The organism is Phenylobacterium sp., assembly GCF_030697925.1.
GTDB lineage: Bacteria > Pseudomonadota > Alphaproteobacteria > Caulobacterales > Caulobacteraceae > Phenylobacterium.
Genome location: NZ_JAUYOJ010000242.1, coordinates 17,233 through 39,539 on the forward strand (window position 1 = coordinate 17,233; position 22,307 = coordinate 39,539).

Annotated in this window: 28 protein-coding genes; 13 read left to right on the forward strand and 15 right to left on the reverse strand. The window is 68.4% G+C overall.

The features are described 5' to 3' along the window. The first annotated feature begins 1 nt into the window (after window position 1). The 3 genes from ccmD to Q8Q88_RS24130 are packed head-to-tail and all read left to right on the forward strand — an operon-like array spanning window position 2 to window position 960. Window positions 2-145: a heme exporter protein CcmD gene (ccmD, locus tag Q8Q88_RS24120; protein WP_305677720.1), complete on the forward strand. Its 144-nt coding sequence runs from the start codon at window positions 2-4 to the stop codon at window positions 143-145. Beyond that, window positions 142-660, forward strand: coding sequence for a DsbE family thiol:disulfide interchange protein (locus tag Q8Q88_RS24125; RefSeq protein WP_305677721.1), 519 nt, complete (start codon window positions 142-144; stop codon window positions 658-660). Before ccmD ends, Q8Q88_RS24125 begins: the two co-directional genes overlap by 4 nt. A 60-nt stretch (window positions 661-720) precedes the next feature. Next, a complete protein-coding gene (locus Q8Q88_RS24130; RefSeq protein WP_305677722.1) occupies window positions 721-960 on the forward strand; it encodes a hypothetical protein in 240 nt (79 codons plus the stop codon). Between the two features lie 170 nt (window positions 961-1,130). Here the strand turns inward: Q8Q88_RS24130 and Q8Q88_RS24135 are convergent, their stop codons facing one another. From Q8Q88_RS24135 to ftsY, 3 genes are all read right to left on the reverse strand, one after another. Then, on the reverse strand, window positions 1,131-1,694 hold the full coding sequence (locus Q8Q88_RS24135) for a MarR family winged helix-turn-helix transcriptional regulator (RefSeq protein ID WP_305677723.1): 564 nt from the start codon (window positions 1,692-1,694) through the stop codon (window positions 1,131-1,133). 99 nt (window positions 1,695-1,793) lie between these two features. Further along, window positions 1,794-2,402 carry an inner membrane-spanning protein YciB gene (locus Q8Q88_RS24140; RefSeq protein ID WP_305677724.1) on the reverse strand — a complete coding sequence of 203 codons (609 nt, stop codon included), beginning with the start codon at window positions 2,400-2,402 and terminating at the stop codon, window positions 1,794-1,796. Then, the gene (ftsY, locus tag Q8Q88_RS24145; RefSeq protein WP_305677725.1) at window positions 2,399-3,334 is read right to left on the reverse strand and encodes a signal recognition particle-docking protein FtsY; all 936 of its coding nucleotides are present in this window, start codon (window positions 3,332-3,334) and stop codon (window positions 2,399-2,401) included. The genes Q8Q88_RS24140 and ftsY overlap by 4 nt, the downstream gene beginning before the upstream one ends. Window positions 3,335-3,381: 47 nt before the next feature. On the opposite strand from ftsY, the gene Q8Q88_RS24150 reads away from it, so the two are divergent. Beyond that, window positions 3,382-4,014, forward strand: a complete 633-nt coding sequence (locus Q8Q88_RS24150; protein WP_305677726.1) for a trimeric intracellular cation channel family protein — start codon at window positions 3,382-3,384, stop codon at window positions 4,012-4,014. A 74-nt stretch (window positions 4,015-4,088) separates the two neighbouring features. Here the strand turns inward: Q8Q88_RS24150 and Q8Q88_RS24155 are convergent, their stop codons facing one another. Genes Q8Q88_RS24155 through dapF form a run of 4 tightly spaced genes read right to left on the reverse strand, consistent with a single transcriptional unit; the run spans window position 4,089 to window position 7,264 of the window. Next, window positions 4,089-4,562, reverse strand: a complete 474-nt coding sequence (locus Q8Q88_RS24155; RefSeq protein WP_305677727.1) for a GFA family protein — start codon at window positions 4,560-4,562, stop codon at window positions 4,089-4,091. Next, window positions 4,559-5,854 (reverse strand): tRNA (N(6)-L-threonylcarbamoyladenosine(37)-C(2))-methylthiotransferase MtaB, encoded by a 1,296-nt coding sequence (mtaB, locus tag Q8Q88_RS24160; protein ID WP_305677728.1) that lies wholly within the window; start codon window positions 5,852-5,854, stop codon window positions 4,559-4,561. The genes Q8Q88_RS24155 and mtaB overlap by 4 nt, the downstream gene beginning before the upstream one ends. Window position 5,855: 1 nt before the next feature. Further along, window positions 5,856-6,440 carry a signal peptidase I gene (gene lepB / locus Q8Q88_RS24165; protein ID WP_305677729.1) on the reverse strand — a complete coding sequence of 195 codons (585 nt, stop codon included), beginning with the start codon at window positions 6,438-6,440 and terminating at the stop codon, window positions 5,856-5,858. Further along, the gene (gene dapF, locus Q8Q88_RS24170) at window positions 6,437-7,264 is read right to left on the reverse strand and encodes a diaminopimelate epimerase (protein ID WP_305677730.1); all 828 of its coding nucleotides are present in this window, start codon (window positions 7,262-7,264) and stop codon (window positions 6,437-6,439) included. Before dapF ends, lepB begins: the two co-directional genes overlap by 4 nt. Before the next feature lie 83 nt (window positions 7,265-7,347). On the opposite strand from dapF, the gene Q8Q88_RS24175 reads away from it, so the two are divergent. Both Q8Q88_RS24175 and Q8Q88_RS24180 read left to right on the forward strand, forming a co-directional pair. Continuing rightward, on the forward strand, window positions 7,348-9,399 hold the full coding sequence (locus Q8Q88_RS24175; RefSeq protein WP_305677731.1) for a prolyl oligopeptidase family protein: 2,052 nt from the start codon (window positions 7,348-7,350) through the stop codon (window positions 9,397-9,399). Next, window positions 9,399-9,899, forward strand: coding sequence for a GNAT family N-acetyltransferase (locus Q8Q88_RS24180; RefSeq protein WP_305677732.1), 501 nt, complete (start codon window positions 9,399-9,401; stop codon window positions 9,897-9,899). Before Q8Q88_RS24175 ends, Q8Q88_RS24180 begins: the two co-directional genes overlap by 1 nt. Before the next feature lie 10 nt (window positions 9,900-9,909). On the opposite strand, the gene Q8Q88_RS24185 is transcribed toward Q8Q88_RS24180, so the two are convergent. The 4 genes from Q8Q88_RS24185 to Q8Q88_RS24200 form a co-directional block, all read right to left on the reverse strand. Further along, window positions 9,910-10,197: a DUF2218 domain-containing protein gene (locus Q8Q88_RS24185; protein WP_305677733.1), complete on the reverse strand. Its 288-nt coding sequence runs from the start codon at window positions 10,195-10,197 to the stop codon at window positions 9,910-9,912. 14 nt (window positions 10,198-10,211) lie between these two features. Beyond that, window positions 10,212-10,775: a PadR family transcriptional regulator gene (locus tag Q8Q88_RS24190; protein WP_305677734.1), complete on the reverse strand. Its 564-nt coding sequence runs from the start codon at window positions 10,773-10,775 to the stop codon at window positions 10,212-10,214. 227 nt (window positions 10,776-11,002) lie between these two features. Continuing rightward, entirely contained in the window at window positions 11,003-11,494 is a 492-nt protein-coding gene (locus tag Q8Q88_RS24195) for a hypothetical protein (protein ID WP_305677735.1), read from the reverse strand. Between the two features lie 43 nt (window positions 11,495-11,537). Then, a complete protein-coding gene (locus Q8Q88_RS24200; protein WP_305677736.1) occupies window positions 11,538-12,437 on the reverse strand; it encodes a hydrogen peroxide-inducible genes activator in 900 nt (299 codons plus the stop codon). A 119-nt stretch (window positions 12,438-12,556) separates the two neighbouring features. On the opposite strand from Q8Q88_RS24200, the gene Q8Q88_RS24205 reads away from it, so the two are divergent. Together Q8Q88_RS24205 and Q8Q88_RS24210 are read left to right on the forward strand one after the other, a co-directional pair. Continuing rightward, a complete protein-coding gene (locus Q8Q88_RS24205) occupies window positions 12,557-13,114 on the forward strand; it encodes a peroxiredoxin (protein WP_305677737.1) in 558 nt (185 codons plus the stop codon). A 106-nt stretch (window positions 13,115-13,220) separates the two neighbouring features. Beyond that, on the forward strand, window positions 13,221-13,754 hold the full coding sequence (locus tag Q8Q88_RS24210; RefSeq protein ID WP_305677738.1) for a carboxymuconolactone decarboxylase family protein: 534 nt from the start codon (window positions 13,221-13,223) through the stop codon (window positions 13,752-13,754). On the opposite strand, the gene Q8Q88_RS24215 is transcribed toward Q8Q88_RS24210, so the two are convergent. Continuing rightward, the gene (locus Q8Q88_RS24215; protein ID WP_305677739.1) at window positions 13,751-14,539 is read right to left on the reverse strand and encodes a DeoR/GlpR family DNA-binding transcription regulator; all 789 of its coding nucleotides are present in this window, start codon (window positions 14,537-14,539) and stop codon (window positions 13,751-13,753) included. The genes Q8Q88_RS24210 and Q8Q88_RS24215 overlap by 4 nt on opposite strands. A gap of 37 nt (window positions 14,540-14,576) precedes the next feature. Between Q8Q88_RS24215 and Q8Q88_RS24220 the strand changes: the two genes are divergently transcribed. Then, window positions 14,577-15,167 (forward strand): NUDIX domain-containing protein, encoded by a 591-nt coding sequence (locus tag Q8Q88_RS24220; protein ID WP_305677740.1) that lies wholly within the window; start codon window positions 14,577-14,579, stop codon window positions 15,165-15,167. On the opposite strand, the gene Q8Q88_RS24225 is transcribed toward Q8Q88_RS24220, so the two are convergent. Continuing rightward, a complete protein-coding gene (locus tag Q8Q88_RS24225) occupies window positions 15,164-16,615 on the reverse strand; it encodes a PLP-dependent aminotransferase family protein (protein ID WP_305677741.1) in 1,452 nt (483 codons plus the stop codon). The genes Q8Q88_RS24220 and Q8Q88_RS24225 overlap by 4 nt on opposite strands. Before the next feature lie 99 nt (window positions 16,616-16,714). Here Q8Q88_RS24225 and Q8Q88_RS24230 point away from each other — a divergent pair, with 99 nt between their 5' ends. Continuing rightward, window positions 16,715-17,413 carry a pyridoxamine 5'-phosphate oxidase family protein gene (locus Q8Q88_RS24230; RefSeq protein ID WP_305677742.1) on the forward strand — a complete coding sequence of 233 codons (699 nt, stop codon included), beginning with the start codon at window positions 16,715-16,717 and terminating at the stop codon, window positions 17,411-17,413. On the opposite strand, the gene Q8Q88_RS24235 is transcribed toward Q8Q88_RS24230, so the two are convergent. Beyond that, window positions 17,410-17,943, reverse strand: a complete 534-nt coding sequence (locus tag Q8Q88_RS24235; RefSeq protein WP_305677743.1) for an SRPBCC family protein — start codon at window positions 17,941-17,943, stop codon at window positions 17,410-17,412. The genes Q8Q88_RS24230 and Q8Q88_RS24235 overlap by 4 nt on opposite strands. Before the next feature lie 12 nt (window positions 17,944-17,955). After that, window positions 17,956-18,807, reverse strand: coding sequence for a glutamate racemase (locus Q8Q88_RS24240; protein WP_305677744.1), 852 nt, complete (start codon window positions 18,805-18,807; stop codon window positions 17,956-17,958). 212 nt (window positions 18,808-19,019) lie between these two features. Here Q8Q88_RS24240 and Q8Q88_RS24245 point away from each other — a divergent pair, with 212 nt between their 5' ends. The 3 genes from Q8Q88_RS24245 (at window position 19,020) to Q8Q88_RS24255 (ending at window position 22,146) form a co-directional block, all read left to right on the forward strand. Continuing rightward, window positions 19,020-19,283: a hypothetical protein gene (locus Q8Q88_RS24245; protein ID WP_305677745.1), complete on the forward strand. Its 264-nt coding sequence runs from the start codon at window positions 19,020-19,022 to the stop codon at window positions 19,281-19,283. A 14-nt stretch (window positions 19,284-19,297) separates the two neighbouring features. Next, window positions 19,298-19,942 (forward strand): TetR/AcrR family transcriptional regulator, encoded by a 645-nt coding sequence (locus Q8Q88_RS24250; RefSeq protein WP_305677746.1) that lies wholly within the window; start codon window positions 19,298-19,300, stop codon window positions 19,940-19,942. 86 nt (window positions 19,943-20,028) lie between these two features. Next, entirely contained in the window at window positions 20,029-22,146 is a 2,118-nt protein-coding gene (locus tag Q8Q88_RS24255; RefSeq protein WP_305677747.1) for a M3 family metallopeptidase, read from the forward strand. Window positions 22,147-22,307 lie beyond the last annotated feature (161 nt).

Consider the following 22,307-nt stretch of genomic DNA (forward strand, 5'->3'; position numbering starts at 1 on the left):
CATGCTGGACCTGGACGCCGGAAAGTACGCGGCCTTCGTGTGGCCGGCCTATGCGATCACCGCGGCGGTCTTCGTCGGCATGATCTGGGCGACCCTGGCCCACGCCCGGCACTGGCGCCGCCGCGCGGAGAAGGACGGCCAGTGAGCCGCTGGCTGGCCGTCCTGCCGCTGGTCGCCCTGGCGGCGCTCGCCGTGCTGTTCGGGGTCTATTCGCTGAAGCGCGACCCGCAGGTGCAGCCCGACGCCCTGGTCGGCAAGCCCGTGCCCGAACTCACCCTGCCGCGCCTGGACGACGGCCGCCCCACCGCCCTGCGCACGGCCCTCGGCGAAGGCCCGACCCTGGTCAATATCTTCGCCTCCTGGTGCGCTCCCTGCGAGATCGAGCACCCCGTCCTGGTCACCCTGGAGAGCCAGGGCGTGCGGATCGTCGGCGTCGCCTACAAGGACGCGCCGGAGAACACCAAGGCCTTCCTCGGGCGGCTGGGCGATCCCTTCGCCGAGCGGCTGGTCGACCGCGACGGACGCGCCGGCATCGAGCTCGGCGTCACCGGGGTGCCGGAGACCTATCTGGTCGGCGCCGACGGGGTGATCCTGGCCAAGCACACCGGCCCCCTGACCCCGGAAACCGCCCGCGCCCTGATGGCCAAGGCCCGCCGTTAACCAAACCTTGAGGCGGCGCAGGCAGGTTCGCCAGGACTTCGTTAACCATAAGGTCCGCCCGTGAGTACGGTCCGCCCGCCGATCTTTCCGCAGGCCCAGGCGCCCAACCAGGGCGTCCAACCGTCGCGCAATCCGGGTCAGCGCGCCTTCTTCGAGGCCGCCCTCGGCAAGACCGCGCCGCAGACTCAGGCGGTGGCGGCTGCTCCGGCCGCGCCGACGCACAAGATCCCCACCTCCCTGCCCGCCGATCCGCCGGAAAAGATCCTGCGCCCGGGCTCGCTGCTGGATATCCGGGTCTGATACCCACACACGACTGTCATCCTGGAAAGCGCGCAGCGCTTAGCCGGGACCCATGAACACCTGATGGCGCAGGCATTGGCGCCGCCTCACCGTCCACGACAGCTCGGCGCGAATGGGCCCCGGCTCTCCGCTTCGCTGCGGCCGGGATGACACCTCGGGAGTTGGCCGCCCTAAGCCGCCTTCTTCAGCTTCTTCTTCTTCGACTTTTCAGCCTTGTCGGTCTTCTTGGGTTTCTCGGCCTTGGGTGGTTTTTCGGCCGGCGGATCGGCGGCCTCCTCACCGGCCCGGACTAGGTCGCGCAGGGCGCCCACCAGGGCCTCGCGCTTGTTCGAGCCCAGCAGTTTCAGGAGCCGGGCGTCGGCCTTGGCCATCTTCGGCCGCGCATCCTCAAGGGCCAGCCGGCCGGCCTCGGTGAGGCTGACCGCGTTGGCCCTCGCGTCCGAGCTCGAGCGCTGGCGTTCCAGCAGGCCCTTGGCGATCATCCGCGCGGCCATGTCGGCGAGCGTCGAGCGGTCGATGCCGGTGATCTTGACCAGGTCGGTCTGGGTCAGGCCCTCGTGGGCCTCCACCGCGGCCAGGACCGCGTACTGACGCTGGGTGATCGCGCCCGCTCCCAACTCGTCGCCATAGATATCGAGGGCGAGCTGCAGGGCCCGGTGCAAAAGGTGGCTGGGAGAGCGGTCCAGGGCCGGCAACCCCTTGCCCGACTTGTCGTTCGACTTGGTCTTGGCCATCGGCTGTCCCAATCTGAGCGTCATCCGCACGCTGACGCTACCGCGCCACGGTGTCGATTTGACGACAGATGGTCCGTGGGCGGCGCAACCGCCAGGGGGCTACTCCACGTGGGGCGGCGGCGGCTCATCGGTCTTGGCGTATTTCATCATCAGCGGCACCTGGGCGAAGGAGAAGATCACCGTCAGGATCAGGATGCCCGGAAAGCGGAACGCCACCCAGATATCGTCCGGCTGGGTGCGCCAGACCGCCTCGTTCAGCGCCGCGAGGGCCAGGAAGAACACGGCGTAGTGCAGGGTCAGCCGCCGCCAGCCCTCATCCGGCATCTGGATGGACTCGCCCATCAGCAGCTTCAGCGGGTTCTTGCGCAGGGCCAGGCCGCCCAGCAGGGCGAGGCCGAAGACCGTGTTCATCACTGTCGGCTTGATCTTCAGCAGCCGGGGGTCGTGGAAGAACAGGGTGAGCGAGCCGAAGAACAGGGCCGCCACCCCGCCGATCAGCGGGAAGGGCGCGATCCGCCGCTCGACGATGAACCCGACCGCCAGGGCGACGGCCGAGCCGGCCACCAGCGCCCAGGTCGCCTGCATGAGCGCCTCGGACTGGGGCACGCCCGAGACCCGGAAATAGATGAAGGCGGCGAGGAAGGCGATCAGCCCGCCGAAGTCGACGAAGCCGCGCACATACTTCTTCGTGGTGGACGACAGGGTCATGCGTCCTCCAGACCAACGAGCGATCGGGCGAAGGCGCGCGCCTTGAAGGGCTGGAGATCCTCGATCCCCTCGCCCACGCCGATCAGTTTGATGGGACTGTCGCTGGCCTGGGCCACCGGCACCAGCACACCGCCGCGGGCCGTGCCGTCCAGCTTGGTCATGACGATCCCCGACACCCCGATCTGGTTGCCGAAGATGTTCTCCTGGGCCAGCGCATTGCGGCCCACCGTGGCGTCCAGCACCAGCAGGGTCTCGTGTGGGGCGTCGGGCAGGGTCTTCTTGACCGCCCGGATCACCTTCAAGAGCTCGTCCATCAGGCCCTGCTTGTTCTGCAGCCGGCCGGCCGTATCGATCAGCACCACGTCGTGGCCGTTTTCCTTGGCCGTCTCGATGGCGTCGAAGGCCAGGCCCGCGGCGTCCGAGCCGGTAGGCCGCGACATGAAGTCGGCCTGCGCCCGGTCGGCCCAGATCTTCAGCTGCTCGACGGCGGCGGCGCGGAAGGTGTCGCCGGCCACCACCAGAACCTTGGCGCCGCGCCCGGTCAGGTCGGCGGCGATCTTTCCCAGGGTCGTGGTCTTGCCGGAGCCGTTGACCCCGATGAACAGCACCACATAGGGCTTGGGTCCCGATAGCGGGTCGAAGTCGCCCTCGCGGGATTCCAGCTCCGCGCCGATATACTCGGCCAGGGCCTCCTTGATCTCCTGCTCATCGACGCTCTTGCCGAACTTGGCGTCGGAGAACCTCTGGGTGACGCGCGCGGCCGAATGCGGACCGAGGTCGGCCTCGATCAGCATCTCTTCCAGCTCGTCGAGCTTGGCCTGGTCTAGCGGCTGCTTGGTGAAGGTGGAGACCACCTGCTCGGTCATCTGCTTGGACGAGCGCGACAGCCCGCTGGTCAGACGCTGGAGCCAGCCCTTTTTCGGTTCGGTCATGGGCCGGCTTCTAGCGGCTTGGAGGGTTGCGCGATAGAGGTTCGGACATGGACGCCTTGGCCGCCACCCTCGTCTGGCTCGACTATGGCGCGGTGGCGGTCTTCGGCGCCACCGGCGCGCTGGCCGCGGCGCGCCAGAAGCACGACATCATCACCTTCGGCTTCTTCGCCGCCGTGACCGGGGTCGGGGGCGGGACCCTGCGCGACCTGCTGATCGGGGCGCCGGTCTTCTGGGTGGACCGACCGGGCTACATCCTGGCCTGCCTGGCCGCGGCCGTGGCGGTCTGGGTGTTCGGCGCCGGCCAGGCGCGGATGCGGGTGCTGCTGTGGCTCGATGCGCTGGGCATGGCCGCCTATTGCGTGGTGGGCGCAGCCAAGGCCGGGGCGCTGGACGTGCCGCCCTTCTCCGCGGTGGTCATGGGAGTTCTGACGGCCTGTTTCGGCGGCGTCATCCGCGACGTCCTGGCCCACGAACCCTCGGTGCTGCTGCGCCGCGAGATTTATGTGACCTGCGCGTTGATCGGGGCCGGGGTCTTCGTCGGCCTGGAGCTGCTGGGGGCGCCGTCTGTCTGGGCCGGGATCGCGGGTTTCCTCGCCGCCTTCCTCGTCCGCGCCGGCGCCCTCCACTGGGGCTGGAGCCTGCCGGGCTTTCCAGGGCGGGGGCGGCCGGACGAGGCCTGAAGATGAGCCGCCAGCATCCTTCTCCCGCAAGGGGAGAAGGAAGGCGAAGCTCGCCTTTTCCAAGGATGACGAATCTATTTGGCGAGCGGCCACTCCGCTGCGTCGTAGTCGGGGTGCTGATGGCTGACGATGGTGGCCTGATAGGCCTGCATCTTGGCCTCCTCCTCCGGCGTCTTCACCGGCAGGTCGGACACCCCGGCGACCCAGGGCAGCGCGCGCTCCACGTCCAGCTGCAACACCGGTTTGATGGACGCCGCATCGTCGAAGGCCGCGATGGCGAGGTCGATGATCCTCGAATGCCACTCGAAGGTCAAAGGCGTGCCGCAGTCGCCGCAGAAGCCGCGATCCACCTTGTTGGAGCTGGCGAAGCGCTTGGGTTCGCCCCGGGTCCATTCGAGGTCCGCCTTGTTCACCGAGACCAGGGCTCCGTAGGGGCCGCCGAATGCCTTCTGACACATGCGGCAGTGGCAGATTGAGGCGCGGCCGAGCTCGCCGGTCACCTTGAAACGCACCGCGCCGCACTGGCATCCGCCGGTCTCGCCGCTCATTCCGCCGCCTCCAGGACCGCCACGTGGCCGAGCGCCCTGCCGCCCGCGTGGCCGGTGATCCGCATCGCGACGATAGAGCCCACCGCCGCCTCGCCCGTGAAGGCGATCTCAGTGAAGTCCTCGGCCCGCGCCACCCCGTCGCGCTCCACCAGGCCGGTGACCGTGCGGCCGACCTGGCACTCCAGGTGACGGAGCAGGGCCGCCTCGCCCGCCGCCCGCAGGCGCGCGGCGCGGTCCTTGATCACCGGGCGCTGCAGCTGCGGCATCCGGGCCGCCGGGGTTCCGGGGCGCGGGCTGAACGGGAAGACGTGCAGGAACGACAGGGCGCCCTCCTCCACCAGCCGAAGGGTGTTGGCGAACATCTCCTCGGTCTCGGTCGGGAAGCCGGCGATCAGGTCGGCGCCGAAGGCGGTGTCGGGGCGCACGGCGCGGACGTCGGCGATCAGCTTGAGCGCGTCGGCGCGCAGGTGGCGGCGCTTCATGCGCTTGAGGATCATGTCGTCGCCGGCCTGCAGCGACAGGTGAAGATAAGGCATCAGCCGAGGGTCTTCGGCCAGGCAGCGCATCAGGTCAGGGTCGATCTCGGCGGCGTCGATGGACGACAGCCGCAGGCGCGGCAGTTCAGGGACCAGCTTCAGGATGCGCGCGACCAGCTGGCCAAGCGTCGGCTGGCCGGGCAGGTCGGCGCCCCAGCTGGTGATGTCCACACCGGTCAGCACCACCTCGAGATAGCCCTGGGCGGTCAGCTTGCGGACCTGCTCCACCACCTCGCCGGCGGCGGCCGAGCGGGAATTGCCGCGGCCATAGGGGATGACGCAGAAGGTGCAGCGGTGGTCGCAGCCGTTCTGCACCTCAACATAGGCCCGGGCGCGGTCCTTCAGGCCGTCGATCAGGTGGCCGGCGGTCTCGCGCACGCTCATGATGTCGTTGACCCGGACCCGGCCCTCCGGCGCGCTGGCCGAATAGGCGCCGGCCTGGGACTTCTCGGCGTTGCCCAGCACCAGGTCGACCTCGGCCATGCCGGCGAATGCGGCGGGATCGATCTGGGCGGCGCAGCCGGTGACGATCAGCCGGGCGTCGGGCCGCTCGCGGCGCGCCTTGCGGATCGCCTGGCGGGCCTGGCGCACGGCCTCGCCGGTCACCGCGCAGGTGTTGAAGACGATGGCGTTGGCCAGCCCGTCCTCGGCGGCGCGCGCGCGGATGACCTCGCTCTCATAGGCGTTGAGCCGGCAGCCGAACGTGACGATGCGGACATCGGCGCCGTCGCCGGGCGCGGCCACGGGCAGGTCCATATCAGGGCTTTGCGCCGACACGCTTCTTGTCCTTGGCCTGGAGGATGACGGTGGCGACGGCGCAGATGTCCTTGTTTTCGAAGGGACCCCAGATTCGCGAGTCTGAGGCGTCGTCGCGGTTGTCGCCCAGTATATACCAGTCCTGCGGCCCCAGGCGCACGGGGGCGATGTCGTCGAACAGGGCCTCCTCGCCGCTGGCCAGGGTGAAATAGCTGCGCCCGTTGCTCAGGGTCTCCTGGACCACCGCGCCCGCACCGCCAGCCGCTTCGACGACACGGGCGGCCGGAACGGTGCGGCCGTCGATCACCAACCGGCCGCGACGAATCCGCAGGGTCTGGCCGGGTCCGGCGACCACGCGGCCGAGATAGGGCTGAGGCTTGTCCTTCGGGCGGTAGACCACGACGTCGCCGGGCTGGGGACGGGTCTGACCGCACATCCCTTCCAGCATATCGGCCCCGACCAGATCGCCCTTCTCCAGGTTCGGGCGCATGGAGTCCGAGCTCATCGCATAGGTGGCGATAGGCGAGCTGGCGGCCCCCAGCAGCGGCGCGAGTATGAGTCCGAGGAGGGCGACGCGTCGGGTCACGGCAGGGTCCCCGTGAAATCCACCTGGGCGGGTCCGGTCATGATCACATGGCCGTCGGACTCGCGCCACTCGATGGTCAGCTCCCCGCCGTCCAGCGCCAGGGTCGCCTTGTTGTCGGTCAGGCCGCGGCGATGGGCCGCCACCAGGGCCGCGCAGGCGCCGGTGCCGCAGGCCTTGGTCAGGCCCGCCCCCCGCTCCCAGACCCGCAGGCGGATGCGGTCGCGAGCGACGATCTGGGCGAAGCCGACGTTCACGGCTTCGGGGAACAGATGATGGTGCTCGATCATCGGCCCGACCTCGATCACCGGCGCGGTCTCGATGTCGGGCACGAAGAACACCACGTGCGGATTGCCCATGGAGACGCAGCCCGGGGTGTGCAGGATCGGGGCGTCGATGGGCCCGACCTGCAGTTCGATCCCCTTGGTGTCCATCTCCTCGGCGAGCGGGATGTCGGTCCAGTCGAGGCCCGGGACGCCCATGTCGACGCTGACGATCTTGTCGCCGGCGCGGGTGGCGGTCAGCAGCCCGCCTTGCGTCTCCATCACCGCCTGGTCGCGGCCCGAGGCCTCCATCAGCAGCCAGCCCACGCAGCGGCTGGCGTTGCCGCAGGCGCCCACCTCCTCGCCGTCGGCGTTCCAGAAGCGCACGGCGGCGTCGGCCTTGTCGGAGGCCTCGATGGAGACCAGCTGGTCGCAGCCGATCCCAGCCTGCCGGCTCGCGATCGCGCGCACCTCCTCAGGCGTCGGCGCGAAGGGCGCGGATCGGGCCTCGACCACGACGAAGTCGTTGCCGAGCCCGTTCATCTTCAGGAACGGACGGCTCATGATGGCCGGCTATATAGGGGAGAATTGTCCGCCGATCACCTTTTGGAAGACAGGCCCTGCCCGGGCGATTTATCCATGACGCCATGAAGCTCATCTCCGCGGCGCTCGCAGGCGCCCTGCTCATCGCTCCGGCCGCCGCCGTCGCCCAGGCCGAGGACCCCTTCGTCTGGCTTGAGGATATCGATTCCCCCAGGTCCATGGCCTGGGTCGAGGCGCAGAACGCCAAGGCGGCCAAGCGGCTGGAGAGCGACGCCCGTTACGCCCCATTCCTCGCCGAGGGCCGGGCGATCTTCACCGCCAAGGACCGTATCGCCCAGCCGAGCTTCCGGGGCGCGGGCGTGGACAATTTCTGGCAGGACGGCGTCAACACCCACGGGATCTGGCGGACCGCCTCGCTGGCCTCCTATCGCGGCGCCGATCCGGCCTGGGAAACCTTGCTGGACCTCGACGGCTTGTCGAAGGCCGAGGGTAAGAACTGGTTCTGGAAGGGCGCGACCTGCCTCAAGCCGGCCGAGGCCGTCTGCCTGGTCAGCCTCTCCAACGGCGGCGGCGACGCAGTCGAACTGCGGGAGTTCGACACGACGAGGAAGGCTTTCGTCGAGGGCGGCTTCCGCCTGGCCGAGGGCAAGCAGAACGTCGAATGGCTGGACGCCGACACCCTGCTGGTCGGCCGCGAATGGGTCCCCGGCGAGGTCACGACCTCGGGCTATCCCTATGTGCTGAAAATCCTCTCCCGCTCGGGCGAGGCCAAGGAGACCTTCCGCGGCCAGAAGACCGACGTCTGGGCCACGCCCAATGTCCTGCGCGGCGAGGGCGGCAAGGTCGACGCCATCCTGGTCGAGCGCGGCCTGTCCTTCTACGAGTCTGAGCACAGCCTCTATGCCGACGGCAAGCTGACCCCGGTCCCGCTGCCGCGCAAGGCGCGGTTCCAGGCCTATGTCGACGGCGCGATGATCTTCACCGTGCAGGAGGCCTGGTCGGACTTCGCAATCGGCTCGGTGATCGCCGTCGATCCGACCACCCTGAAGGCGGAACTGGTCTTCCAGCCCGGCCCGCGCCAGGCGGTCCGGGGCGTCGCCGACACCAAGGGCATGCTGGCCGTCGAGCTGCTGGAGGACGTGAAGGGCGCGGTCGACGTCTACGACCTGAAGGCCGGCAAGTGGACCGCCCGGCGCCTGGCCTTGCCCAAGGACGCCACCCTGACCCTGCGCTCCGCCTCGGGGAAGGACGACCAGCTGTTCGTGGCCGGCGAGAGCTTCCTGGCGCCCAACAGCCTGTGGCTGGCCAACGCCGCGACGGGCCAGGCCCAGCAGGTCAAGACCCTGCCCGCCCGCTTCGACGCTTCCAAGGACCGGGTCGACCAGTATTGGGCGACCTCCAGCGACGGGACCAGGATCCCCTATTTCGTGGTCCGCCCGAAGGCCGCCAAGCTGGACGGCTCGACGCCGACCATCATGTACGGCTACGGCGGCTTCGAGGTCGCCAAGCCGCCGGTCTATATCCCCGAGATGGGCAAGATCTGGCTGGAGCGCGGCGGCGCCTATGTGATCGCCAATATCCGCGGCGGCGGGGAGTTCGGTCCAGACTGGCACCAGTCAGTGCTACGCGAAAAGCGCCAGCTGGCCTTCGACGACTTCGCCGCCGTGGCCCGTGACCTGGCCGCGCGCAAGATCACCTCGGCCCGCCGGCTCGGCATCTACGGCCGCTCCAACGGCGGGGTCCTGACCACCGTGTCGCTCACCCAGCATCCGGAACTCTGGAACGCCGTGGTGGTGGAAAGCCCGCTGACCGACATGCTGCGCTACCACAAGCTCTCTGCCGGCGCCTCGTGGGTGGGTGAGTATGGCGATCCGGAGGTCCCAGCCGACCACGCCTTCATCGCCAAGTATGACGGTTACCTGAACCTGAAGCCGGGCCAGAAATACCCCGAGCCCTATGTCACGACGAACACCCGCGACGACCGGGTCCATCCCGGTCACGCACGCAAGTTCGCCGCCAAGCTCGAAGCCCTGGGCTATCCCTACCTCTATTTCGAGAACACCTTCGGCGGCCACGCCAACGACGCCGATCCCGAGCTGAACGCCCGGCGCTGGGCGAGACACTATGTCTATCTCAGCCAGAAGTTGTTCGACTGATGTTGGAAATCAGCTGGCTTGCGAAGGACGATCCAGCGGCCTTCGAGGCGGCGTTCGCGGACATGGGTTGGGTCAAACCCGCCGCCCAGTACGAGCGCTATCTCGACGAGCAGACCGCCGGCGAGCGGCCCGTGCTGGTGGCGCGCTTGGACGGGGCCTTCGCGGGCTATCTGACCGTGCGCTGGGAATCCACCTATCGGGCGTTCCGGGCCCAGGGGATCCCGGAGATCCAGGACTTCAACGTCCTGGCTCACCTCCGCCGCCGGGGGATCGGCTCGCGCCTGATGGACGCGGCCGAGGCCCTGATCGCCGAGCGCTCGCCCGTCGCCGGGATCGGGGTCGGACTCTATCCGGACTACGGGCCCGCGCAGCGGCTCTACGTGTTGCGCGGCTACCTGCCGGACGGGCGAGGGATCGCCTGGAACGGGACCAATGTCTCGCCCGGCCAGACCGTCGAGGTGGACGACGAACTGGCCCTCTATTTCACCAAGGCGCTCTAGGGTCCGGACCCTAAGCCCCGCGGCGCCACTCCACGGCCAGGTCCGGCTCGCGGAAGGCGAAGCGCTTGAGGTGGCTCGCCACCACCCGCTCGACCCGGGCCAGGCCGTCGGGGTCGGCGGACGAGCTCACCAGCAGCAGGGTGTCGGGGGTGGCCCGCAGGGCCGCCTCGCCCGCCTCGAAGGTGATGCGCCCTTCCTGGCCTTCCCAGGTCGCTGGGATCTTGTGCCCGAAGTGCTTGCAGAGCTGCACCATATAGCGGGCGGCGTGGGCCGTGGGCACGGTGGCGCTGGATTTCATCGGCGCCTCCATCCTTAGACCCGCTCGATCTTGGCGGCGGCCTCGTCGATCGCCGCGGCGATGGCGTCGATCTGCGCCTCGGTGGGGCGTTCGCCCTGCAGCCGCAGCTTCAGCGCCACGCCCAGGTTCTGCATGGCCCGGGCCACCCGGGGCGAGGAGCGGGGCGACTGCTCGCCGGCCTCGTCGAGGCGGGCGAAGACGGCGTCGACGGCCGCGCGGTTCTGTTCCAGGGCCTGGTCGCCCTCCGGGGTGATCTCATAGGCCTTGCGGCCACCGTCTCCGCCCGTCTGCCGGACGAAGCCTTCGTCCTCCAGCAGGGACAGGGTCGGGTAGATAACGCCCGGGCTGGGGCGATAGGCGCCGCCGGTGCGCTCCTCCAAGGCGCGGATCAGTTCGTAGCCGTGGCTGGGCTTTTCCTTCAGCAGGGCCAGGATCACGAAGCGGAGGTCGCCGTGCTCCAGGATGCGGCCGATGCGCCCGCCCCGTCCGGGACCGCCGCGGTGATGGCCGCCAAAGCCGTGTCCGCCGAACGGATGGCGGCTGCGCTGCTCGTTTCGTTTCCAGTGGTGTCGATACATTTTCGATCCTATTTAGATATGTCGATTTTACAGATATATCTCGACCGGAACGAATTGCAATAGATATATCGAAACTATTCTATTTGTCGTCCAGCCCAGCGGATCGTCATGGCCGGGCCGCAGGTCCCGGCCATCCATGGACGCCGTCACCGGGGGTTTCACCGAAGCTTCGGTGTGTATGGATCCCCGAGACGAGCTCGGGGATGACGAACTGACGGGAGAGCGACCTACTTCGGCGCGGGGAAGGCCTGCTTGCAGAGCTCGTCGCCGAAGGCTTCGGAGAGCTGCTCCTCGGCCTCGCCCATCACCACGATGGCGAAGCGGCCGCCGACGATGGTCTGGCCGACCTTGTAGTCGGCGACCACCTTGCCCGTGACAATGTCCACCAGCCGCGCCTCGCCGCGCAGGACATTGGCGCCGGCCACCACGGTGGTCATGACGGGATTGGCCTTGTCGAGGCGGTCGATCTTGGCCTCCAGGCGCAGGGGCCGGGTCCCCCCGGCGCAGGCGTCGAGCTTGGCCTTCACCTTGGCCTTGAAGATGTCGTCGAACTGCGGCGTCACCTTGAGCTCGCCCTTGGTCAGGGTGATCTCGTCCACCCGGCCGTTGGCGGTCCAATCGGTGGAGAGGGCCGAAACGGTCTCGCTGCGCGACATGCTCATGCAGCCGGAAAGGCAGACGGCGGCGCCCGCGAGCGCCAGGTGCGGAAATCGGTTCAAGGGGGATGCTCCTATCAGCCAGCCTTCAACGCGCCAGCTAAGCTCAAGCTCCGCGAAGAGTCTCGGCCAGCAGCCGGCCCTCGGGCGCGCGGCTGGAGCCCGCCCGCCAGGCGACCACGATCTCACGGTTGGGATGTTCCCCCTTCAGCGGCAGGACGGCCACGCCGGCCGCGTCGGTCAGCCCCGCGGCGACCGCCATGGCCGGGATGAAGCTGACGCCCAGGCCCGAGCCCACCATCTGCACCAGGGTCGGTAGGGAGGTGGCGGCGAAGGCCTCCTCCTCGCCGGTCGCCTTGGGCGGCTTCAGGCCGCAGGCGGCGAGCGCGTGGTCGCGCAGGCAGTGGCCGTCCTCCAGCAGGATCAGGTCGTCATTCTCCAAGGCCGAGGGCGGCGCCTCCTTCTCATGGGCCAGGGGGTGGTTGCCCGGCAGGGCGGCCAGCAGTTCGTCGTCGGAGACGTGGGCGTGGGCCAGGCCCGCCATGTCGTAGGGCAGGGCGATCAGGGCCGCGTCGAGCTGGCCCGCCTTGAGCGCCGCCAGCAGGCGGTGGGTCAGATCCTCGCGCAGGAACAGCCGCAGCTTGGGGAAGCGGGCCCGCAGTAGCGGCAGGGCCTTGGGCAGCAGGAAGGGGGCGACGGTGGGGATCACCCCCAACCGGAAGCGGCCGGTGAGCGGTTGGCCGGCGTTGCGGGCGGCCTGCACCAGCTCGTCGGCCTCGTTGAGGATGACGATCGCCCGCTCCAGGGCCGCCTGGCCCACGGCGGTGAGGATCATGCCCGAACGGGCGCGGTCGACGACCGGGGCGCCGAGGATCTTCTCCAGCTCCTGGACGCCCGACGAGAGGGTCGGCTGGGTCACGTGGGCGGCGTCGGCCGCCCGGCCGAAGGAGCCGTGCTCGGCCAGGAGCTTCAGGTATTGCAGCTGTCGCAGGGTGGGCAGGCTCACGGATCGAAGATAGGGAAAATCTATCCAATTTCCAGAGACAATCGATTGGATATTGCAGCGCAGCATCCCTATCTCCCCGTCACGGCCTCGGCCGCGTGTGATTTTTCAAGGAGAGACTGATGCTGGGCGTTGGCGAGAAACTGCCGGACTTCAAGGTCGTGGGCGTGAAGCCCAAGTTCAACCGTCACGAAGAGAACGGCGAGAGCGCCTTCGAGACCGTCACCCAGGACAGCTTCCCGGGGAAGTGGAAGGTCATCTTCTTCTATCCGAAGGACTTCACCTTCGTCTGCCCGACCGAGATCGCCGAGTTCGCGCGCCTGAACAGCCAGTTCGAGGAACGCGACGCCGTGGTCCTGGGCGGTTCGACCGACAATGAGCACTCCAAGCTGGGTTGGCGCCGGGAGCACCCGGACCTCAACAGCCTGCCGATCTGGAACTTCGCCGACAATTCCGGGAAGTTCGCCCGCGCGCTCGGCGTGCTCAACGAGGACGAGGGCGTCGCCCTGCGCGCCACCTACGTGGTCGATCCGCACAATGTCGTGCAGCACGTCTACGTCACCAACCTGAACGTCGGCCGCGCCCCGGCCGACACCCTGCGGGTGCTGGACGCCCTGCAGACCGACGAGCTCTGCCCGTGCAACCGCTCGGTTGGCGGCGAAACCCTGAAGGCCGCCTAGGTTTCTCCCTCCAGCCCCGAAGGCTGGCCTTCGGTCCGGGTGCGCGCGATCTCCCCGCGCGCCCCGGACCCCCCTTTTCTCATTCCCTGATTTCCGGAGCCGTCCGATGTCGCTCGACGCCCTGCGCGAGACCCTGCCCGCCTACGCCAAGGATCTGAGCCTGAACCTCTCGAGCCTGGCCGCCGAGACCCTGCTCAGCGACCAGCAGAAGTGGGGCGCCTTCGTGGCCTCCGCCCACGCCGTCGGCGTCCCAGCCGTGGTCAAGGCGGTGGAAGCCGCGGCGACCGCCGCCGGCCTGTCCGACGAGGCCAAGACCGCCGCCAAGGCCGCGGCGGCGATCATGGGAATGAACAATGTCTACTACCGCTCGCTGCACCTGCTCTCGAACGGCGAGTACAAGACCCTGCCGGCCAAGCTGCGGATGAACATCCTGGCCAATCCCGGCGTGGAGAAGGTCGACTTCGAGCTCTGGTCCACCGCTGTCTCGGCGATCAACGGCTGCGGCATGTGCCTGGACGCCCACGAAGCCGAGCTGAAGAAGCACGGCGTGCCCAACACCAGCATCCAGGCGGCTCTGCGCATCGCCTCGGTGGTCAACGCCGTCGGCCGTGTGATCGCCGGGGAAGCCGCCGCGGCTTAGCTCGCGGACGGCGCTCGCAAGACCGTCACGCCTAGCTGTTCGAACGGCTCCAGCCGATTTTCCGGCACCACGTCCGTGGTGACGAGGATCGAGATTTCACGAGCCGGCGCGATCACGAAAGGTGATGCAGCGCCCAGCTTTTCCGAGGATGCGAGCGCGACCGTCTCGCCGGCCGCGGCCACGAGCGCGCGCTTGATGGCCGCCTCCTCGGCATCGTCGGTGCTGAGGCCAACATCGGGATGAACGGCGGTGGCGCCGATAAAATATGTGTCGGCCCGAATCCGTTGGATCGACTCAATGGCCAAGGCGCCGACGGCAACCATCGAGTGCTTGAAGAGCCGCCCTCCGATCATGATGACGTCGACGGCATGGTCGGCCAACTCGACGGCGATGGCCGGACTGTGGGTGACGATAGTGGCCCGCAAATTCCGGTCTAGGCTGCGCACCAGTTGGACCGCCGTCGTGCCGCCATCGAGGATGACGACCTGACCGGACCGGATCATTCCCGCTGCAGCCCGCCCGATCGCGACCTTTTCCATCGTGGACACTGATGCCCGCGTGCTGAGATCGCCGACCGCCTTCGACGCCGGCAGGGCGCCGCCATGCACACGATGGAGGAGGCCCTCATGCGCCAGATCGCGCAGATCGCGTCGAATCGTGTCCTCCGACAGCGACAACTCCGCCGAGAGCGCCTTGGCCACCACTTGGCCGTCACGCCGCAGAACTTCCAGGATGTGGCGCTTGCGCTGTTGGGTCAGCATCGCGACTCCTTCATGCACGATCATGCTTGTTTCTGCACGATAATGCCGCTATTGGCATCTCATGTCACTGGCTGATCGCATTCGAATCCGGGACGTGCGGCTGCTGTCCGACGATTGGTACGTCCTCAAGAAGACGACCTTCGATTGGCGGCGGGCCGACGGCGCGTGGCAGACCGTGAGCCGCGAAACCTACGACCGGGGCAACGGCGCGACGCTGCTGCCCTATAACCGCGCGGCGCGGACCGTTCTGCTTACACGCCAGTTCCGCTATCCGGCGTACGTCGGCGGATACGACGGTCTGCTAATCGAGGCCGCCGCCGGTTTGCTCGATCGCGCTTCTCCCGAAGTACGGATCAGGGCCGAGGTGGAAGAGGAAACCGGCTACCGCCTCGGCGAAATCCGGAAGGTCTTCTCCTGCTTCATGAGCCCCGGCTCGGTGACCGAACAACTGCATTTCTTCGTAGCGGAGTATGACGCGGACATGCGGATTGGCCGGGGCGGCGGGATCGAGGCGGAGGGCGAAGAGATCGAGGTGCTGGAGTTGCTGCTGGATCAGGCGCTGGCCATGGTTTCAGACGGCCGAATTATCGACGCCAAGACAATCATGCTGCTTCAATACGTGGCCTTGCACATCTTCGCCGAGACGGCCTAGCCCAGCGCCCTCTTCAGCCGCGCCACCCCGCCGGCCATCGTCCGCGCGGGGAAGCCCGAAAAGCCTAGCATCAGCCCTGACCTGGGCTCCACCGCGCGATAGAGCCGGCTGATGGCGCGCACATAGATCCCCGCCCGGTCCGCGACCGTCTCGGCCTCCAGGTCCGAGCGGCCGTCCTTGAAATAGGCGATCAGGTGCATGCCCTGGTCCGGGACGTGGACCTCGAAGACGTCGCCCATCTGCTCCGTCAGGGCGCCGGCGAGCGCGTCACGCTTGGCCTTGTCGGCCAACCGCCGTCTGCGGATGTGGGCAGCGAAATGCCCCTCGCGCATGAAGTCCAGCAGCATGGCCTGGGTCAGGGTCGGCGGCTGGCGGTCGATCACCTGGCGGGCGTTGGCGAAGGCGGCGGCCAGCGCCTTGGGCACGACGGCGTAGCCCATCCGCAGGCCGGGGAAGAGCGCCTTGTTGAGCGTTCCCACATAGATCACCCGCTCCCCGCCATCGAGGCCCTGCAGGGAAGCCAGGGGCGGACCGGCGTAACGGAACTCCGAGGCGTAGTCGTCCTCGACGATCCAGGCGCCGGTCTCCCGCGCCCAGGCCAGCAGCTCCAGCCGCCTCGCCATTGAGAGCGTCACCCCCAGCGGGTACTGGTGCGACGGCGTCACGAACACCACCCGCGCGTCGGGCGCCGCGGCGACACCCTCGGAGACGACCAGGCCCGAGCGATCAACGGCCACGTGCTGGACCGCCACGCCCGCCGAGCTGAGGGCGTGCAGGGTCGCCGGATAGCCCGGATCCTCCATCCAGACCCGGTCGCCGGGGTGCAGCAGCAGGCGCGCGGCGATGTCCACCGCATGCTGGGCGCCGGACGTGACGATCACCTGGTCCGGGTCACAGACCACCCCGCGGGCGGCGCGCAGATAGTCGGCGATCGCCTCGCGAAGGGGCCGTTCGCCAGCCGCGTCCGAATAGCCGAAATGGACCGGCCCCAGCGTGCGCAGGGCCCGCCGCGTCGAGGCCGACCAGGCGTCCAGGGCGCGCGCATCCAGCAGGGTGCGGCCGGTGGCGAACAACCTGGGTTCCGTCTGGGGCGTCGGGAAGGTGATCTCGTCCAGCACCCGCGCCCGGGCCGGGATCGGCGGCGGCGGGGCGGACGGGGCCGGCGTCTGCGGCTTGACGTCGATCACCCCGCTGAGGTCGCTGGAGACATAGGTGCCCGAGCCGGCGCGGCCCTCCGCATAGCCCTCGGCCAGCAGCAAGTCGTAGGCGGCCACCACCGAGGCCCGCGCCACGCCCAGCCGGGTCGAGAAATCGCGGCTCGACGGCAGGCGGCCGCCCGGCTTCAGGGCCCCCGACAGGATCGCTCCGCGCACCTGGTCGTACAGGCGCCGGACCACCGGCTCACCCGGCTCCGGCGGGCTCCAGGGATAGATGTCGGCCCAACTCATGGGCCGATCATGCCGGAAAGTGGTCTGACCGACCAGCGGGAACTGGATTTGTCGACCAGACCGCATCGCCCATAACAGGAGGCTCTAACGGAGCCTGAGATGAGCGAATCCTTCACCCCGACCGTCCGGTCCAAGGCGCGGCGCAAGCCCGACCGGGCCGCCTATGACGAGGCGAGCGTCTACGCGATCCTCGACGCGGCCGTGCTGTGCCACGTGGGCTATGTCCTGGACGGGGAGCCTTTCGTGACGCCGACCACCTTCTGGCGACAGGGCCGCAAGCTCTATTGGCACGGCTCGGCCGCCGGCCGGATGATCCGCGCCCAGGGCGCGGGCCTGCCGGTCTGTGTCACCGTCACCCACATGGACGGCCTGGTCCTGGCGCGCTCGGGCCTGGCCCACTCGATGAACTATCGCTCGGTCATGGCCTTCGGCACCGCGCGGATGGTCGAGGGGCTGGAGGCGCGGCGCGCGGCGATGAGCGCCTTCATCGACCGGCTCTATCCGAACCGCTCGGCCGAACTGCGCCCGGCTCTGGACAACGAGATCAAGCTGATCGGCCTGGTGGAGATGACCATCGAAGAGGCGTCCGCGAAGGTCCGGGCTGGCGGCGTCAACCGCCTCGCCTCGGACGAGGCCTGGAGCGCCTGGAGCGGCGTCGTTCCGATCACCACCGTGCTCGGCGCCCGCCAGGCCGACGCCGTGCAGAGCGCCGGCGCCGCACCCTCGCCCAGCCTCGGCCTCTATCTGGAAGGCGCGCGCCTCGACGCCGTGCTGACGGCGGCGGCCTCCGCCGCCTAGTCCGGCTTGCCGGTGTCCACGAACTTGCCGAACCTTCCCGCCTGGGTGCCGATCACCTGGTCGACGGGGTCGGCGAAGGCCTTGGCGGCGGCGGCGCGCATCCCGCCCACATGATAGGTGACGGTGACCGTCGAGCCGCCGCCGCTCTTCGGCGAGATCTTGAAGGTGAGGGCGCCGGCCGCGCCCTCATCCTGTAGGGGACCGAGGGCCGCTTCGATCCGCAGGGTGTGCTGGTCGGGCCAGGCCAGGGCGACCACGCCGTGGCGCACCCCGCCGCCGGGCAAGGCCTCGCAGAAACAGGCGCCGGCCTCCAGCTTGACGGTCATGTTGGACGCCTTGCCGGTATAGGTGTGGGCGCCGTCCCACCAGGATCCGATCTGCCCAAGGGCGGCATAGGCCTTGTCCGGCGACGCGGCGACCTCGACGGTCTTCTTCGTGCGGAAGCCCGCCTCGGTGCGCTCGACCACCTCGGCCTGCGCAGCGAGCGGCGCGAGCGACAGGATCAGCGCCACGGTCCATCCGATCTTCATGGGGTCAGCTCCCTAAGCCTTCTCGAAGCTTAGCGGGCCTCCCCAAAAAGTCTCCACCAAGCTGGACTGGGCGCCCGGCTTTCCGGTGGTCAGGAACCGCCGCGAGCCGCCCTCGCCCGCCCTATATTCCGGGTGCTTGGCGAGATAGCCCTCCAGGGCGTCGGCCGTGGCGCCCGGCTGATGGATCAGCGGGGTGCCCGGCTTCAACGCCGCGCGGAACATGTCGGCGACGATCTCGTAGTGGGTGCAGCCGAGAATGGCCCGATCCGGCGCGCGCCCGATCCGGCGGCCGATGGCGTCCACATGGCCCTGGATGGTGGTGGCCAATTCCACCGCGCCGGCGCCAGCCTCGATCATCCGCGCCAGGTCCGGACAGGCCTCGGAGAACACCGCTACGTCCTGGCGGCGCTTGTCGATCTCGATCTCGTAGACGCGCGAGCGGGCGGTGGCGGGCGTCGAGAACACCGCCAGCACATCCAGCTTCTCGATCTTGTCGCCGCGCCGGTCAGCCTCGTGCTCCCAGGGCAGGCCCGTAGCCGCCTCGATGGTCGGTACGATGATGCCCAGGATATTCACCGGCCGCCCCAGCTGCTTGCGATAGCCCGGCAGCCAGGTCTGCTGCAGCCGGCGCAGGGCGATCCCCGAGGCGGTATTGCACGCCAGGACGACGAGATCGCAGTCCTCGGCGAACAGTCGCTCGCAGCCGGCCCGGGTCAGGTCGACGATGTTCTCGCCCTCGCGCCCGCCGTAGGGCGCGTTGGCCTGATCGGCCAGATAGACGAAGTCCGCGGTGGGGAGGCGCTCCACGAGCGCACGGTGGACGGAAAGACCGCCCACGCCGGAATCGAAAACGCCAATGGCCATGAATCCGATGTAGCCGGGCGCCGTTCAGGCGTCCATGAGCGGCTTGATGACTCCGTTCAGCGAATCTCGATATTTCGAATTGACAGCGATGTCAGCCTGACATAATTGTCACCCTGAAATAATCGAGACGTGGCCAAGTCAGGGTCACGACGGGCGGCCCAGGACGCTCCTGCCCGTGGAGTTTTACGCGTCGTCATCCGTCGAGATTTCTTATGAACTATCCTTTGGCCGCCAATCGCGACCTGTCTTTGGACGACCCCGCCTCCAGCTGGGTCATCGGCGTCGAGGTGGACCTGCAGACAGCGCTGGCGCTGGCGCGGGCCACCACCAAGGCCCTGCTCCATCTCTCGCCCTTGTCGCATCGCGAGATCAGCGCGGCCCTGCAGCAGGAGATCGCCGTCCTAGAGATGCAGAGCGATCCGCTCTCGCTCGCCGCCGCCAACGCGGTGAAACAGTACCTGCCCGAGGCCGCCTGACCGAACGCCGTCCCATGCGGGTCAACCTGGAGGCCCGAGCCGCCACCGCGGAGAACCGCCGCGCGAAGACGCGCGAGCGCCTGCTCGATGCGGCGACGGAAGTCATCTCCTGCAAGGGGCCGGAAGCCGCGTCCATCGAGGACTTCGTCGCCGCGGCCGGCGTTTCGCGCGGCACCTTCTACAACTACTTCCCCGCGATCGGCGATCTGATCATCGCCCTCAACGCCCGGGTCTCAGCCACCATGGTCCAGGCCCTCGGGCCAGCGCCGCCGCACCAGGACGTCGCCGTCCGTTTCGCCACGGTGCTGCACCACATCCTGGCCACCTTCACCGCCGACCCGGTTCAGGGATGGATGGCGCTACGGCTGAGCGAGTCCGACGCCCCGACCGATCCGACGTTCGCGGCGCGGTTCGACGCCCTCTTCCTGCGAGGAGTCGAAGAGGGGCGATTCAGCAAGTCCGCCAATGTGGTCGCCGCGCGCAGCATCGTCGTCGGCGCCTTCCGCATGGCCCAGCGCGACATCTTCCGCGGCGACGTCCCGCCGGACCACGGGACCCAGGTCGTGGCCCTGCTCCTCATCGCCTGCGGACTGCCGGAAGGCGAAGCCCACCAGATCAGCCGCGAATGCGCCGAGTCTGCGCAGCGGACGTCTGCCTAGGCGTCACATTACCATCCCGTCATGTGACGTTCAGCAAGGTTGACCCTAAGGTCCCGCCAACTCTGAACGAACTCTCAGGAGACTCCATGAAACGGCGCACTTTCCTTGCCGCCTCGGGCGCGATCGCCGCCGCCTCGACGCTGCCCGTCGCCGCCTTCGCCCAAGGGTCCACCGGCGCGATCACCGCCGCCTGGACCGGCCCGTATGGCGGGGTCCCCGCCTTCGACAAGATCGCCGTCGCCGACTTCAAGCCCGCCCTCGAACTGGCCATGAAGACCGAGCGGGCCGAGATCGACGCCATCGCCGACAGCAAGGCGTCGCCGACCTTCGAGAACATCATCGCTGCCCTGGAGCGCTCTGGCGACATGGGCGATCGGGTGGGGACCTTCTACGGCGTCTGGTCGGGCACCCTCTCGACCCCCGAGATGCGCGCCATCGAGAAGGAGATGTCGCCCAAGCTGTCGGCCCATAACGACGAGACCCTGCAGAACGAGAAGCTCTTCAAGCGCATCGAGGCGGTCTACGAGGCCCGCGCCAAGCTGACCCCCGAGCAGCAGCGCCTGGCCTGGCTCTACTGGAACCGCTTCGTGCGCGCCGGCGCGCGGCTCTCGGCCGCCGACAAGAAACGCGTCGCCGAGATCAACCAGGAGCTGGCCGGTCTGTTCACCAGCTTCACCCAGAACCTGCTGGCCGACGAAACCGACTACGTCCTCTACCTGCGCACCGAGAGCGAGCTGGCCGGCCTGCCCGACGACGTCCGCGCCGCGGCCGCCGCAGGCGCCAAGGACCGCGGCCACGAGGGCGAATGGGCGATCCTCAACACCCGCTCCTCGATGGACCCGTTCCTGACCTACTCCACCCGCCGCGACCTGCGCGAGAAGGTCTGGCGCACCTATTACAGCCGCGGCGACAACGGCGACGCCAAGGACAACAACGCCAACATCAAGAAGATCCTCAAGCTGCGGGTCGAGCGCGCCAAGCTGCTGGGCTATCCGACCCACGCCCACTGGCGGCTGGAGAACGCCATGGCCAAGACGCCCGAGGCCGCCATGGCGCTCATGCTGCGTGTCTGGCCCTCGGCCATCGCGCGGGTGAAGGAGGAGGTGGCCGAGATGCAGGCCATCGCCGACAAGGAGAAGGCCGGCCACCGCATCGAGCCCTGGGACTACCGCTTCTACGCCGAGAAGGTCCGGGCCGACCGCTACGACCTCGATATGAACGCGGTGAAGCCGTACATGCAGCTGGAGAAGCTGCGCGAGGGCATGTTCTGGGCTGCGGGCGAGGTCTACGGCTTCCAGTTCGAACAGGTGACCAATGTGCCGGTCGCCCATCCGGACATCCGCGTCTGGGAGGTCAAGCGCGACGGCAAGCATGTGGGGCTCTGGTACTTTGACCCCTACGCCCGGACCGGCAAGCGTTCCGGCGCCTGGATGAACGCCTATCGGACCCAGGAAAAGTTCGACAAGCCGATCACCACCATCGTCTCCAACAACTCGAACTTCGTGAAGGGCGCGCCCGGCGAGCCGGTGCTGATCTCCTGGGACGACGCCGAGACCATGTTCCACGAGTTCGGCCACGCCATCCACGGCCTGAACTCCGATGTGGCCTATCCCTCGCTCTCGGGCACGGCGGTGGCGCGCGACTATGTGGAGTTCCCCAGCCAGATCAACGAGCACTGGCTGCCGACGCCTCAAGTGTTGAACAGTTACGCCCTGCACCACAAGACCGGGAAGCCGATCCCGGCCGAGCTGGTGGAGAAGCTGGAGAAGGCCTCCACCTTCCGCCAGGGCTTCGACGTCACCGAGTACCTGTCGTCGGCGATCATCGACATGAAGCTGCATCTGGCCGGCGACGTGGACATCGATCCTGACGCCTTCGAGCGCGACGAACTCACCAAGCTCGGCATGCCCAGCGAACTGGTCATGCGCCACCGCACCCCGCAGTTCGGCCACGTCTTCGCCGGCGACGGCTATTCAGCGGGCTATTACAGCTACCTGTGGTCGGAGACCCTGGCCCTGGACGTGGTCAACGGTTTCAAATCCTCGCCGGGCGGCATGTACGACAAGCCCATGGCCGCCAAGCTGCGCGCCAATGTCATGAGCATCGGCAACTCGGTCGATCCGGAGATCGCCTACCGCAAGCTCATGGGTCGCGACGTGGACGTGAAGCCCTACCTGCGCAACAAGGGCTTCCCGACGGCGTGATCACGCGGCTAACGCCGAAGAGTTGCTCCCCCTCTGGGCTACCGGATGCACGGAAGTGATTCCCTGGGTTGAGCGGAGCTGATCCAAGGGTCCGATCTTTGGGGGGGTCGGATGGATTGGTTTGGGCCGGGGGATGCACGGAGGTCGGCGCGTGGGGCGTG